Source organism: Rhizorhabdus wittichii, from assembly GCF_017607425.1.
Taxonomy (GTDB): domain Bacteria; phylum Pseudomonadota; class Alphaproteobacteria; order Sphingomonadales; family Sphingomonadaceae; genus Rhizorhabdus; species Rhizorhabdus wittichii.
Map to the genome: position 1 here is coordinate 4,606,858 of NZ_CP059319.1, position 12,792 is coordinate 4,619,649.

At 70.1% G+C, this 12,792-nt stretch carries 12 protein-coding genes; 8 read left to right on the plus strand and 4 right to left on the minus strand.

Annotated features, from left to right (window positions below; all coding sequences use genetic code 11):
* The first annotated feature begins 5 nt into the window (after positions 1–5).
* Positions 6–440, plus strand: a complete 435-nt coding sequence (locus HRJ34_RS22170) for an SRPBCC family protein (RefSeq protein WP_016746007.1) — start codon at positions 6–8, stop codon at positions 438–440.
* Positions 441–544: 104 nt separating this feature from the next.
* Positions 545–2,113: an AMP-binding protein gene (locus tag HRJ34_RS22175; RefSeq protein ID WP_011953072.1), complete on the plus strand. Its 1,569-nt coding sequence runs from the start codon at positions 545–547 to the stop codon at positions 2,111–2,113.
* Between the two features lie 72 nt (positions 2,114–2,185).
* Here the strand turns inward: HRJ34_RS22175 and HRJ34_RS22180 are convergent, their stop codons facing one another.
* Positions 2,186–2,446, minus strand: a complete 261-nt coding sequence (locus HRJ34_RS22180) for a hypothetical protein (protein WP_011953071.1) — start codon at positions 2,444–2,446, stop codon at positions 2,186–2,188.
* A 246-nt stretch (positions 2,447–2,692) separates the two neighbouring features.
* Between HRJ34_RS22180 and HRJ34_RS22185 the strand changes: the two genes are divergently transcribed.
* The 5 genes from HRJ34_RS22185 to HRJ34_RS22205 all read left to right on the plus strand — a co-directional run bounded on the left by HRJ34_RS22185 (position 2,693) and on the right by HRJ34_RS22205 (position 8,158).
* Positions 2,693–3,403 carry a response regulator transcription factor gene (locus HRJ34_RS22185; RefSeq protein ID WP_011953070.1) on the plus strand — a complete coding sequence of 237 codons (711 nt, stop codon included), beginning with the start codon at positions 2,693–2,695 and terminating at the stop codon, positions 3,401–3,403.
* Positions 3,400–4,728: an ATP-binding protein gene (locus tag HRJ34_RS22190; protein WP_011953069.1), complete on the plus strand. Its 1,329-nt coding sequence runs from the start codon at positions 3,400–3,402 to the stop codon at positions 4,726–4,728. Before HRJ34_RS22185 ends, HRJ34_RS22190 begins: the two co-directional genes overlap by 4 nt.
* A gap of 167 nt (positions 4,729–4,895) precedes the next feature.
* On the plus strand, positions 4,896–5,585 hold the full coding sequence (locus HRJ34_RS22195; RefSeq protein WP_011953068.1) for a carbonic anhydrase: 690 nt from the start codon (positions 4,896–4,898) through the stop codon (positions 5,583–5,585).
* Positions 5,582–7,099 carry a SulP family inorganic anion transporter gene (locus HRJ34_RS22200; protein ID WP_029993790.1) on the plus strand — a complete coding sequence of 506 codons (1,518 nt, stop codon included), beginning with the start codon at positions 5,582–5,584 and terminating at the stop codon, positions 7,097–7,099. Before HRJ34_RS22195 ends, HRJ34_RS22200 begins: the two co-directional genes overlap by 4 nt.
* Positions 7,100–7,315: 216 nt before the next feature.
* Positions 7,316–8,158: a TorF family putative porin gene (locus HRJ34_RS22205; RefSeq protein ID WP_208632416.1), complete on the plus strand. Its 843-nt coding sequence runs from the start codon at positions 7,316–7,318 to the stop codon at positions 8,156–8,158.
* Positions 8,159–8,205: 47 nt separating this feature from the next.
* On the opposite strand, the gene HRJ34_RS22210 is transcribed toward HRJ34_RS22205, so the two are convergent.
* Positions 8,206–9,582, minus strand: coding sequence for an OprO/OprP family phosphate-selective porin (locus HRJ34_RS22210; RefSeq protein ID WP_208632417.1), 1,377 nt, complete (start codon positions 9,580–9,582; stop codon positions 8,206–8,208).
* A 268-nt stretch (positions 9,583–9,850) separates the two neighbouring features.
* Between HRJ34_RS22210 and HRJ34_RS22215 the strand changes: the two genes are divergently transcribed.
* Positions 9,851–10,045, plus strand: coding sequence for a hypothetical protein (locus HRJ34_RS22215; RefSeq protein WP_011953064.1), 195 nt, complete (start codon positions 9,851–9,853; stop codon positions 10,043–10,045).
* A 12-nt stretch (positions 10,046–10,057) separates the two neighbouring features.
* Here HRJ34_RS22215 and HRJ34_RS22220 read toward each other — a convergent pair whose 3' ends face one another.
* Both HRJ34_RS22220 and HRJ34_RS22225 read right to left on the minus strand, forming a co-directional pair.
* Positions 10,058–10,540 (minus strand): GlcG/HbpS family heme-binding protein, encoded by a 483-nt coding sequence (locus HRJ34_RS22220; protein WP_208632418.1) that lies wholly within the window; start codon positions 10,538–10,540, stop codon positions 10,058–10,060.
* A 97-nt stretch (positions 10,541–10,637) separates the two neighbouring features.
* Positions 10,638–12,755 (minus strand): PQQ-dependent dehydrogenase, methanol/ethanol family, encoded by a 2,118-nt coding sequence (locus HRJ34_RS22225; RefSeq protein WP_208632419.1) that lies wholly within the window; start codon positions 12,753–12,755, stop codon positions 10,638–10,640.
* Between the last annotated feature and the right edge of the window lie 37 nt (positions 12,756–12,792).

Consider the following 12,792-nt stretch of genomic DNA (forward strand, 5'->3'; position numbering starts at 1 on the left):
CGCATATGGAGACGGTGGCGGTCGCGCAGCGGATCGAGGCCCCGGCCGACAGGGTCTGGGCGCTGGTCGGCGATTTCGGCGGCGATGTCCTCACCCGGGGCTATGTCGCGCGGGTCGAGGTGGCGGGGCGGGGCATCGGCGCGCGGCGCACCTATCATCTCGATCCGTCGATCGGCAGCGGCGCGGTGGTCGAGCGGCTCGTCGAGCTCGATGATGCCGAGCGCGCGATCGGCTATGACATGGTCGACTATGGCCCGCTGCCCTGGGCCGACTATGGCGGGCGGATCACGGTGACGCCGGCCGGGCCCGATGCCTGCATCCTCGTCGTCCGCACCCGCTTCCTGCCGCTCGATCCGGCGCGGGGGGAGGAGCTGCGCGGCCTGTCGCGCGGCAATATCGGCCTCTATTTCGACAATGTCCGGGCCGCCGTCGGCGCCTGACGCCGGGCCGCCCGCCCGCGAAACGACGGAGATGCTTGTCGGACGGCCCTGATCGATGGCAGCTTGCCGCCGAACCCTGATCGAAAAGGGGAGGAGAGGACGGCATGAACGGATCGATGTTCGACTGGCCGCTGACGCTCGACCGGATATTGGTCCATGCGGAGCGGTGGCATCCCGACCAGGCGGTGGTCGGCGCGGCGCCCGACGGGACGATGGTGCGGCGGACCTATGCCGAATGCGCCGATCGCGCGCGGCGGCTGTCGGCGGCGCTGGTCGCGCACGGGATCGGGCCCGGCGACCGGGTCGCGACGCTCGGCTGGAACACGCTGCCGCATTTCGAGGCCTGGTATGCGATCATGGGCATCGGCGCGGTGTGCCACACGCTCAACCTGCGGATGGACGCGACGCAGCTCGCCTGGGTCGCGGGCGACGCCGGGGACCGGCTGCTGCTGGTCGATCCAGCGCTGCTGCCGATGGCGGAGGCGGTGCGCGCCCTCTGCCCCGGGATCGAGGGGATCATCGTGCTGGGCGACGGCACCGACGCGCTGATCGCGGCGCACGAGCCGGCGCGCTGGGGTGGCTTCGGCGAGGATCAGCCCGCCGGGCTCTGCTACACCTCCGGCACCACCGGCGATCCCAAGGGGGTGCTCTACACCCACCGTTCCAACTTCCTCCACACGCTCGCGATCCTCCAGCCCGACCTGTTCGGCATCGGCGCCGCGGACAGCGTGCTGCCGATCGTGCCGATGTTCCACGCCAATGCCTGGGGCATCGCCTTCGCCGCCCCGGCGGTCGGCGCGAAGCTGGTGCTGCCCGGCGCGCGGCTCGACGGCGCCAGCGTCCACCGGCTGATCGCCGAGGAGGGGGTGACGATGTCGGCGGCGGTGCCGACCGTGTGGCAGGGGCTGCTCGACCATCTCGATCGCGAGGGCGGCGGGCTGGCGCCGCTGCGCCGCGTGGTGATCGGCGGAGCGGCCTGCCCGCCCTCGATGCAGCGCCGCCTGACCGACCATTATGGGGTCGAGGTGCGCCATGCCTGGGGCATGACCGAATTGTCGCCGCTCGGCACCGTCGCCGCCCCCAGCGCGGCGTCGGCGGCGCTGCCGCCCGAGGAGGCCGGCCGGCTGCTGATGTCGCAGGGCCGCCCTCCGCTCGGCGTCGAGCTCAAGGTGGTGAGCGACGATCCCGCCGCCGGGCCGGGCGCGCCGGGTCGGCTGTTCGCGCGCGGCTATGCCACGGTCGGCCGCTATTTCGGCCGCGAGACCCCGGCCACCGATGCGGAGGGCTGGTTCGAGACCGGCGACGTCGCGATGATCGAGCACGGTTTCCTCCAGATCACCGATCGCGACAAGGACGTGGTCAAGTCGGGCGGCGAATGGATCAGCTCGCAGGGGCTGGAGGCGATCGCCGCCGAGCATCCGGCGGTCGCGCATTGCGCGGTGATCGCCGCCGATTGCGACCGCTGGGGCGAAAGGCCGCTGCTCGTCGTCCAACTCCGCGAGGGCGAGGACTGCTCCGATGCGTCGCTGCTGGAGTCGTTTGACGGGGCGGTGCCGCGCTGGTGGGTGCCCGACGGGGTCGTCCGGGTCGACGCCATGCCGCTCGGGACGACCGGCAAGATCGACAAGCGGGCGCTGCGCACCGCCTATCGCGGCCATTTGCGGGCGTCCTGAAGGCCAAGGGAAGCGAGCCCGCTCGAGCCGGACGGGCCCGCTTCCGTGCCGCTGGGGAGCGGCGGGGGGACCTCAGCCCGTCGGGGCGGCCTTCGCGGCCTCGGCGGCGCGACAGGCGTCGGCCGGGCGGGCCGGCAGGGTCGCGGCGACGCGGCTGCCCGACGGGTTGGTGCGGGCGAGCGCGCAGGGCTGCGGCGCGATCGGACGGAAGGCGCGGGCGTGGAGCTTGCCCGGTGGCACCGCGACCTCGCGGTGCGTGGTGCGCAGGTCGGCGGCGGCCAGCGGCGACGCCGCGAGCAGCGACAGCGAAACGGCGGACAGGATCAGGCGCATCGTCGATCTCCGGATATTCGGCTTTCGACGTGCAGCTAGGCGGGCCGCGTTGCTCCCGGATCGCGATCGTGTAAGAAATCATGTCCGCTCGCCGGGCGGCATTTTCTCGCGGCGGTTGCGTGACCATTTCAAACTGTTGCTGCGGCGATGCTGCAACGGTTTTTGCGCACCGCTGCCGTTGACGCTCCTGCCGGGCGTACATAGGTGCGGAGGCGATCACCCCGTATCGAACCGAGGCTGCCCATCGTGACGTCGAGTACCATATTGCTGGTCGAGGATGATCCGTCGCTCCGCGTCCTGACGGCGCGGGCCCTGCAGGAGAACGGCTATGTCGTGCGCCCCGCCGCGACCGGGCCGGAGATGTGGATCGCCTTCAACGCCGAGCCGATCGACCTGATCATCCTGGACATCATGCTGCCCGGCACCAACGGCATCGAGCTGTGCCGCCAGCTCCGGCAGAAGAGCGACGTCCCGATCATCTTCATCAGCGCCAAGGGCAGCGAGACCGACCGCGTCATCGGGCTGGAGATCGGCGCCGACGATTATCTCGCCAAGCCGTTCGGCACGCGCGAGCTGATGGCGCGGGTGCGCGCCGTGCTGCGCCGCGGCGGCATGGACCGGCAGAGCGAGCAGAGCCGCCGCAACGAGGCGCGCTTCGACGGCTGGCAGGTCAATTTCCCGCGCCGCGAGCTGACCTCGCCGAGCGGCGCCGTCGTCGACCTGACCGGCGCCGAGTTCGACCTGCTGTCGAGCTTCCTGCACAACGCCCAGCGGGTGATCGCGCGCGAGCGGCTGATCGAGCTGTCGCGCACCCGGCTCGGCGACGCGTCCGATCGCAGCATCGACGTGCTGGTCAGCCGCCTGCGCCGCAAGCTGCAGGGCGAGGGCCGCGATGCGCCGATCACCACCGTCCGCGGCGTCGGCTATATGTTCAACGCCGAAGTGACCCGCGCTTGATCCATCTGGTGCGCCCGTCGCTGGGGCTGGTCGGGCGGATCCTGGTCATCCTGCTGCTGACGGTCACGGTCGAGTTCTGCACCAGCACCCTGCTCTACGAACGCGCGAGCCAGTTCTCGCTGCGCGAGGACGAGGCGCACCGGCTGGCCGAGCATCTCGTCATCACCCGCAAGCTGATCGCCGAGCGGCCGGTCCACGAGCGGGCGATGATGGCCTCGCTACTCACCACCGACCGCTACGACGTCCGCTGGGGCGCCACCGAGCCGCCGCCGCCGCCGATGGCCCCGGAACTGCGCGAGATGCGGGAGCAGATCGTCACCTGGGAACCCTCGCTGGCCGATTCCAACGTCCGGCTGCGGCTCAAGTCGCCGGGCCTCGATTCGATGGTCGTCGGCGGGATGACCCTGCCCGACGGAAGCTGGATCCATTTCGGTACCCGCGACGTGGTCGGCGGCTGGGACCTCGCGATCGGCCGGGTGATGCTGGCGCTGGTCCCGGCGATCGGCCTGCTCGTGATCGGCAGCCTGCTGATCCGCAACACGCTCAAGCCGGTCCGCATGCTCGCGCAGGCGGCGGAGCGCTACGGCTATGGCGACCGGGTGATCCTGCCCGAGATCGGCACCGGCGAGGTGCTGCGCGTGATCCGGGCGTTCAACGCGATGCAGGACCGCATCCAGCGGCTGATCAGCGACCGCACCCAGGCGCTGGCGGCGGTCGGCCACGACCTGCGCACCCCGATCGCGCGGCTGCGGCTGCGGATCGACATGATCGGCGACGGCGCGGCGCGCGACGCCATGCAGCGCGACGCGATCGAGATGGAGGCGATGATCGGCTCCTTGCTCGCCTTCCTCGGCGGGGAGGAGAGCAACCAGCCCGTCGTGCGGACCGACCTGGCGGTGATGGCGGCGACCCGGGTCGACGACGCCTCCGACGAGGGGCATCGCGTCCGCTATGAAGGGCCCGAGCATCTCGACGCCTATGTCCGCCTCTACGACGTCAAGCGCGCGCTCGACAATCTCGTCACCAACGCGCTGCGCCACGGCAAGCATGTCGCCGTCCAGGTCGAGCGGCGCGACGACCGCGCGATCCTGCGGGTGCTCGATGACGGGCCCGGCATTCCCGAGGCGCGCCTCGACGATGTGCGCCAGCCCTTCGTCCGGCTCGACACCGCGCGCCGTCGCAACACCGAGGGGCTGGGCCTCGGCCTCGCCATCGTCGAGCGCATCGTGCGCGCTCATGCCGGGGTCCTCCGCCTCTCCAACCGGCCGACCGGCGGCCTGATGGCGGAGATCGACCTGCCGATCGACGGGCCGCCGACCGCCTAGCTTCCTCGCCATCCCGGCTTTCGCCGGGATGGCGAGGAAGCGGTCGAGCGGCGCACGCCGCCGCGCAGCAATCATTTCTTACAGGGGCGCTGCGCTGCGGCAAAAACGCCCCCCTATCTCCGGGCTCCATGATGCCGGTCGCATGACCATATCCCAGGAGTCCCACGATGAACGAGCTGATCGGTCGAGTCTTCAGCTTTCAGGAGCATGTGTTCACGAGCAACAGCGCCCTCTACGGGAAGCTCGCCCGTGACGGGCAGAGCCCCAAGGCGCTGATGATATCCTGCGCGGATTCGCGCGTCGTCCCCGAATATATCGTCCAGGCCGCGCCGGGCGACCTGTTCGTCTGCCGCAACGCCGGCAACATCGTCCCGCCCTTCTCGCAGGCCAATGGCGGCGTCTCGTCGACCGTCGAATATGCGGTGATGGTGCTGGGCGTCCGCGACATCATCGTCTGCGGCCATTCCGACTGCGGCGCGATGAAGGCGCTGTGCAGCCCCGGCTCGCTCGACGGCATGCCCAACGTCGCCGCCTGGCTGCGCCATTCGCACGCCGCGCAGAAGGTCGCCGAGGATGCCTATCCCGACGTTTCGGGCACCGACCGGGTCCGCGTCCTGGCGCTCGAGAACGTCGTCGGCCAGCTCGCCCATCTCCGCACCCACCCCTCGGTCGCCTCGGCGATCGCGCGGGGCGAGATGGCCCTGCACGGCTGGTATGTCGACATCCATGCCGGCGAGGTGCTCGCGCTCGACGGCGAGACGGAGCGTTTCCTGCCGCTCGCCGCCGATCGTCCGCTGCCGGTCGCGCTGCAGGCCGCGTCGCGTCGCGCCGCCGACGTGCTGGAGGCCGCCGAATGATCTCGGCGCGCCTCGCCTCGCTCTTCCCGGTCAGCTTCTCGCGCGACTTCACGGCGTCGATCGTCGTCTTCCTGGTCGCGCTGCCGCTCTGCATGGGCATCGCAGTGGCGTCGGGCGTGCCGCCCGAAAAGGGCCTGATCACGGGCATCATCGGCGGCCTCGTCGTCGGCGCGCTCGCCGGATCGCCGCTGCAGGTCAGCGGCCCGGCGGCGGGCCTCGCCGTCATCGTGTTCGAACTGGTCCGCGACCACGGCCTGTCGGCGCTCGGCCCGATCCTCGCGCTCGCGGGCGCGATCCAGCTCGTCGCCGGCGTGCTCAAGCTGGGCGGCTGGTTCCGCGCCATCTCCCCGGCGGTCGTCCATGGCATGCTGGCGGGGATCGGCGCGCTGATCGTCGTCGGCCAGTTCCACGTCCTGTTCGACGCCAAGCCGCTGCCCAACGGCCTCCAGAACCTCGCGGCGATGCCGGCGCGGCTGTTCGGCCTGTCGGCCTCGAACGTCGCCGCGGCCGAAATGGCCTTCGCGATCGGTCTGGTCACGATCGTCGCGATGCTGATGTGGGAGAAGCTGCGGCCGGCGACGATGAAGCTGGTGCCGGGCGCGCTGGTCGGCGTCCTCGCCGGCACGCTGGTCGCCTGGGGCCTCGGCCTGTCGATCACCCGGGTCGAGGTGCCGTCCTCGATCGTCGCCGCGATCGCGCCGCCGGATGCCGGCTTTCTCGGCCAGATGCTCGATCCCGCGCTGCTGGTGACGGCGGTCGCGATCGCCTTCATCGCCAGCGCCGAGACGCTGCTGTCGGCGGCGGCGGTCGACCGGATGCATGACGGCGTCCGCACCGATTACGACAAGGAGCTGCGCGCCCAGGGCGTCGGCAACCTGCTGTGCGGCTTCGCGGGCGCGCTGCCGATGACCGGCGTCATCGTCCGCAGCTCGGCCAATGTCCAGGCGGGCGCGGTGACGCGGCTGTCGGCGGTGCTCCACGGCGCCTGGCTGCTGGCCTTCGTCGCGCTGCTGCCCTGGCTGCTGCGCGAGATCCCGATGGCCTCGCTCGCCGGCATCCTGGTCGTCACCGGCTGGCGGCTGGTGTCGGTGGCGCACGTCCGCCACCTGTTCCACCATCATGGCGTGCTGCCGGTGGTGATCTGGGTGGCGACCTTCGTGATGGTGGTGGCGACCGACCTGCTGACCGGCGTGCTCGTCGGCCTCGGCCTCTCGCTGCTCGAGCTGGTCCCGCACCTGCGGCGGCTGCGGCTGCGGGTCGACGCGAATCACGGCGACGAGCAGAGCGAGATCCGGCTCGAGGGAGCGGCGACCTTCCTGACGCTGCCGAAGCTCCTCAAGGCGCTCGAAGCGATCCCCGGCGGCCGCGCGGTCAGCCTCGACATCCGCAAGGTGCCGGCGATCGACCACAGTTCGGCGGAGATGCTGGGCGAATGGATCCAGCGCCGCCGGTCCGGAGGGACGCGGGTCGACCTCGACGCCGGGGACGACCAGCTCCGCAAGATCGCAGCCTGACCGGCCCCAAAACGGTCGGGTGTTGCGCCGGCGCCACGCCGCTACCCCTTAGGGCGTGGCGCCGGACCCCCGCAATGATTTGTAACGGACGGGAAACAGGGGACTGAGAATCCCGTTTCCATAATGGCCGCGTCGATCGTGACGCGACCCGATCAGAGGAAGCGCAGGCCGGCGAAAGGAGGGACGATCCGAAACCTTATCAAAGGGGATTGTCTTATGCGTTTCCAGAAAACCACCGCCGCCGTCCTCGCGCTGTTCGTCGCGACGCCGGCCCTGGCCCAGGAGGAAAGCTCGCCGTTCAGCGTGTCCGGCAGCATCGGCCTCGCCAGCGACTACCGCTTCCGCGGCGTTTCCCAGACCGACAAGGAGATGGCGATCCAGGGCGGCATCACCGTCGGCCATGAGAGCGGCTTCTATGTCGGCACCTGGGGATCGAACCTCGCCGGCTGGGGCACCTTCGGCGGCTCCAACACCGAGCTCGACATCTTCGGCGGCTACAAGGTTGCGCTGGGCGAAGGCGTCGCGCTCGACGCGGGCCTCACCTGGTTCATGTATCCGGGCGGCGCCGACAAGACCGACTTCGCCGAACTCTATGCCAAGCTCAGCGGCACGCTGGGCCCGGTCACGCTGCTCGGCGGCGTCGCCTATGCGCCGAAGCAGCAGGCGCTCGGCCGCTGGTATGTCTCGGGCGCGTCGGCTTCGACCGGCGTCTACGACGATCCGGGCGACAAGGAGGACAATCTCTACCTCTGGGCCGACGTCTCCGGCGCCATCCCGCAGACCCCGGTCACGCTGAAGGCGCATCTCGGCTATTCGAACGGCAATGCGGGCCTCGGCCCCAACGGTACCAGCATCGCGCCGACCGGCAAATATCTCGACTGGCTGGTCGGGGTCGACGTCGCGGTTCCGGGGACCCCGGTCACGGCGGGCGTCGCCTATGTCGATACCGACATCGGCAGGAGCGAATCGGCCTATCTGCTGCCGAACTTCGCATCGACGAAGAACGGTTCCTCGATCGCCGGCGGCAAGCTGGTCTTTTCGCTGACGGCGGCTTTCTGAGACGACGGAACGAAGGGGCGCGCGATTGCCGCGCGCCCCTTCACCGATCAGAAGTCGAGTTCGACCCGCGCCCCGCCGACATGCATCCCATAGTCGGTTCGCCCGCCCGCCGGGATCGCGGCGCCGGTATAGGCGAGATAGCCGTAGTTGAGGTTGAAGCGCAGATATTCGACCGGGGTCCAGATGATGCCGGCGAACCAGCCATTCTGGGTCCCGCCCCGGATCGCGCCGTCGTTGAGGTCGAGATAGTCGTAGCGCAGGTTGACCTGGATCGCGCCGATGCCGCCCTTGCCGAACGGCGAGGAGGGCTTGGCCCCGCCGAAGATGCCGTTGCGATAGGTGCGGGTGTCGTCGGTCAGGAAATAGCCGACCTCGGCATAGCCGCCGAAGAAGCGCGAATTGGGCCCCGGCCCGATCGCGTCGAGCCAGTTCGCCTCCCCGGCGGTGTGCCAGCGGCCATGGATGGCGGCGACCTCCAGCCCATAGTTGAACTCGCGGTCGACCAGCATGTTCGGCGTCGCGAGGATGCGGCTGTTGGTGCTGTGCAGGAAGGGACGCTGCCGATAGCGCGTCGGCGCGTCCGACAGCCGGTTGAGCATGCGCAGATGCGCCGAGCCGCCGAGATGGATCTGCGTCCCGCCCAGCTTCGGCGCATAGACGGCGCGGCCGTCGATGCTGAAGCTGTTGTTCTCGTCGCCGCCGTTCGGGCCGTCGCTCGAGTCGGCCAGCGCGTCGATGTCGTCGGAGAAGACGCCGCCCTGGAGGAGGATGTCCTTGCGATGATACTGGACCGCGATGCCCAGCCGCCGCTCGAAGTTGAAGGCGTCGGTGAAGGCGGCGCGCTCCATCAGCGATCCGGTGGTGTCGCTGGTCAGCTCGTCGAGCGACTGGAACTGGTTCTGGTTGCCGATCGAGACCTGCCAGGGGCCCGTGTCATAGGTGACGAAGGTGTCGACCAGGCCGACCTTGTTGTCCGACAGCTCGACCTCGAGCTTGTAGCCGAATCCGCTGCCGAGCTTGCCCTCGCCGCCGAGCCGGATGCGGCGGACCTCGTTCGAGAAGCCGAGGCCGCGATCGACGATGCCGCGCGGCTTGGAGACATAGCCCGCATCGAGCTGGATGCGGCCCTTCACCTTGAAGCTGCGATCGTCGCTGGTGAATTGCGGCGATCCCTTCCAGCCGATCGCCGTCGCGGGGGCCGAAGCGGCGGCCGCCGCCGTCACGGCCGGGGCCGATGCCGCCGCCGGGGCAGCGCCCGGCGGCGCTTCGCCCAGCCGCGCCTCGATCGCGGCGAGTCGGGCCTGCAGCGCGCGGACCTCCTCGCGCAGGGCCTGGCTCTCCTCGGCCGACAGGGGGGCCGCGGCCAGCGGCATGGCGATCAGCGAGGCAGTGGCGGCCAGGGCCACGCGGGCAATGCGGAACATGGAATGTCTCCCGGGCGGCGACCAGCCGCGTTGAGGCCGATGTGACGCTTCCATGTCCTTTTTGTTACAAGCAACACTCCAGACATATTTTGTAATAAATCATCTTGAAAAAGCCATTATTCAGGCCGTCTTTCCGGCCGCGCAACAACCGGTTCGAACCACGCTCCGGCGCAGGGGCCGGCAAAGCGCCGATCGGGCGACGGCAAGGCGGTTGACCGACTCGGGCGCGCATGATTGCTGCGTCGCAACATCATGGTGGGGACTATCGATGGCGCTTCCGATCTTCGCGCTCGCTTACGGCTTCCTGACGACCTTCATCCTGACCAGCCTTTCCCGCAACCGCCGCGAGGCGCGTCCCGACGCGCCGGTCCTGACCCTGATGGGCCATGGGCTGATGGCGGCGTCGGCGGCGGGGGGATGCCTGGCGCTCAGCGCCGCCGCCTGGGCCTCGCTCGCCCATTGAGGGCGATCGGCGTCAGCGCGGCTTGGCGCCCGGATAGCGGTCGCGCGCGGCGGTGGCGATCGCCTCGTCGTCCTGGGGGGCGCCGCCGCTGACGCCGATCGCGGCGATCGTCGCGCCGTCGACCGTCACCGGCACGCCACCCGCGATCGCGATCGCGCCCGGCACGGACAGCACCGACTGGTCGCCCTTGGCGAGTGCCTCCTGCAGCAGGCGGGTCGGCAGGCCGAGCGCGGCGGCGGTGGTGGCCTTGCCCTCGGCGACGTCGAGGCTCTTATACGAGGCGCCGTCCATCCGCTGCGCCAGGATCACCCGGCCCTCGCGATTGACGATGACGATCGAGACGGCGTGTCCGCCGCGCCCGGCCGCCTCGGTCGCGCCCTGCGCCATCGCCACGGCGTCGCGCAGCTGGAGCGCCGGCGTGGCCATGGCCGGCATCGCGGCGGCCGTCATCGCGAGCAGCGCGACCGCGCCGCCCGGTATCTTCCAAAGCTTCATGTCGTTCTCCGTGGGCGACCGTTGGTTTGAATCGAGGCATATCCTTCGGCCCCCATCGTCATTCCCGCTTTCGCGGGAATGACGGAAAGGAAGGATATTAGTGCATCCGGTTCTCGGTGGGCTGGGCCTTCTCGTCGTGCGGCTTCGCCAGGAAGGCGTGGATGTCCCTGGCGTCCTGCTTGCTCAGCACGTCGGCGAAGGAGGCCATGCCCGCATAGGCGAAGGCGCCGTCGAGGACGATCGACTCGAACGCGGCATGCGTCTCGGGCGTCATCTTCCACAGGTTGGGATAGCCGCCCGCGCCGGTCGGCCCGCCGTGGCAGCGCCCGCAATTCTCGCCGTAGAGGGCGGCGCCGTGCTGCTCCTGGGCCTGGGTGCCGCGATATTGGGCGGGCGCCACGGTGAACGGCCGGGCCTCGCGCAGCGGCGGCAGCCTGGGCGCGGGGCCGCCGATCCTGAACACGATCAGCCGCTCGCTGTTCTGCCGCTCGATCGCCACCGCGCCGGGCGGGTAGGACACGTTGAGGGCGCCGCCGATGCCGGCCGTCACCGCGACATATTGGACGCCGTCGATCGTGTAGCTCATCGGCGACGCCATGATGCCGGTGCCGACATCGACGCGGTGGACCACGGCGCCGGTCCTGGCGTCATAGGCGGTCAGCCAGCCGTCGGCCGAACCCTGGAAGACGAGCCCGCCGGTCACCATCGTGCCGCCGCTCCAGAAGGGCATCGGCTTCGTCGCCCAGGCCTCCTTCTGGCGCACCGGGTCCCAGGCGCGGACGATCTGCTGGAAGGTCGGCCTGGGTTGGCCGGCGAGGATGTCGTCGGCGCCGCCGGTCTTGTTCGATCCGAAGGCGAAGCTCGGGAAGGAGGCGGCCGAGCCCTGCAGATTGCTGTAGGGCCGGTATTTCGGTTGCTCCAGCATCTGGAAGGTCATCGGCGCCTCGAGCACCGGGATGTAGACCAGCCCGGTTTCCCGGCTGTACGACATGGGTTGCCAATTGTGCCCGCCCGCTTCCGACGGCCAGACCAGCTTGGTCTTCCTCGAATAGTCCGACTGGTCGCTGACCACCGGCCGGCCGGTCTTCATGTCGACGCGGTCGGCCCAGGTGACGGTGGTGAACTTCTCCGCCGACAGCAGCTCGCCCGTCACCCGGTCGAGCACGTAGAAGAAGCCGTTCTTCGGCGCCTGCATGATCACCTTGCGCGGGCGGCCGCCGATCTCGATGTCGGCGAGGATCATGTTCTGGGTCGCGGTATAGTCCCAGCTGTCGGCGGGAGTGGTCTGGTAATGCCACTTCTTGCGGCCGGTGTCGGCGTCGATCGCGACGATCGAGGACAGATAGAGATTGTCGCCGCCGGCCGGGCTGCGCAGCCAGGACGGGTGCGGCATGCCGTTGCCGGTGCCGACATAGACGATGTTGGTGTCGGGATCGTAGACGATCGAATCCCACGGCGTGCCGCCCCCGCCCAGGTCCCAGCGCGACTTGGGGTCCCAGGTCTTGCGCGCCTCGGTCACCTCGGGATGCTCGTCGGCGCCCTTGGCGGGATCGCCCGGCACGACGAAGAAGCGCCAGGCGAGCTTGCCGGTCTTGCGGTCATAGGCGCTGGCGTAGCCGCGCGCGCCCATCTCGCCGCCGCCATTGCCGATCACGACGTTCCTGCCCGCGACGCGCGGCGCGCCGGTGATCGCATAGCTCATCTTGCGGTCGGTGATCGTGTCGACCTTCCACAGCTCCTTGCCGGTCCTGGCGTCGACCGCGGCCAGCCAGCCGTCGAGCGCGGCGACATAGACCACCCCGTCGGCGACCGCGACGCCGCGATTGACCGCGTCGCAGCAGGTACGGCGGGCGAACTGGCCGTCGACCTCCGGATCATATTGCCAGAGCGGCTTTCCGGTGCGCGCGTCGAGCGCGTAGACGACGCTCCACGGGCCGGTCAGGTACATCACGCCATCGACCACGACCGGGGTCGCCTCGACCCCGCGATGGGTGCTGCCGCGCACGACGAAATCGTCGAACTCCCAGGCGACGCCCAGCCGGCCGGCGGTGCCCGCGTCGACCTGCGTGCCCGGATAATGATAGGCGGTCTCCAACTGCCAGTCGTGCGGCGGCGTGCCGCCCGCCAGGCTGGCGGCGACCAGCGCCGGGGCGATCAGGCCCGCCAGCGTCGTCCGGATGACGGCGCGGCGACCGCGCCATGGGATCAGCTTCATTCCGTCTCGCTCCCTGTCGGGGAACGGCGCGGCGGCC

What these genes read in the sequence shown, in the direction of transcription:
- HRJ34_RS22170 (WP_016746007.1), top strand. Translation starts at nt 6, where the DNA reads ATGGAGACGGTGGCGGTCGCGCAGCGGATCGAGGCCCCGGCCGACAGG.
- HRJ34_RS22175 (WP_011953072.1), top strand. Translation starts at nt 545, where the DNA reads ATGAACGGATCGATGTTCGACTGGCCGCTGACGCTCGACCGGATATTG.
- HRJ34_RS22180 (WP_011953071.1), bottom strand. Translation starts at nt 2,446, where the DNA reads ATGCGCCTGATCCTGTCCGCCGTTTCGCTGTCGCTGCTCGCGGCGTCG.
- HRJ34_RS22195 (WP_011953068.1), top strand. Translation starts at nt 4,896, where the DNA reads ATGAACGAGCTGATCGGTCGAGTCTTCAGCTTTCAGGAGCATGTGTTC.
- HRJ34_RS22200 (WP_029993790.1), top strand. Translation starts at nt 5,582, where the DNA reads ATGATCTCGGCGCGCCTCGCCTCGCTCTTCCCGGTCAGCTTCTCGCGC.
- HRJ34_RS22205 (WP_208632416.1), top strand. Translation starts at nt 7,316, where the DNA reads ATGCGTTTCCAGAAAACCACCGCCGCCGTCCTCGCGCTGTTCGTCGCG.
- HRJ34_RS22210 (WP_208632417.1), bottom strand. Translation starts at nt 9,582, where the DNA reads ATGTTCCGCATTGCCCGCGTGGCCCTGGCCGCCACTGCCTCGCTGATC.
- HRJ34_RS22215 (WP_011953064.1), top strand. Translation starts at nt 9,851, where the DNA reads ATGGCGCTTCCGATCTTCGCGCTCGCTTACGGCTTCCTGACGACCTTC.
- HRJ34_RS22220 (WP_208632418.1), bottom strand. Translation starts at nt 10,540, where the DNA reads ATGAAGCTTTGGAAGATACCGGGCGGCGCGGTCGCGCTGCTCGCGATG.
- HRJ34_RS22225 (WP_208632419.1), bottom strand. Translation starts at nt 12,755, where the DNA reads ATGAAGCTGATCCCATGGCGCGGTCGCCGCGCCGTCATCCGGACGACG.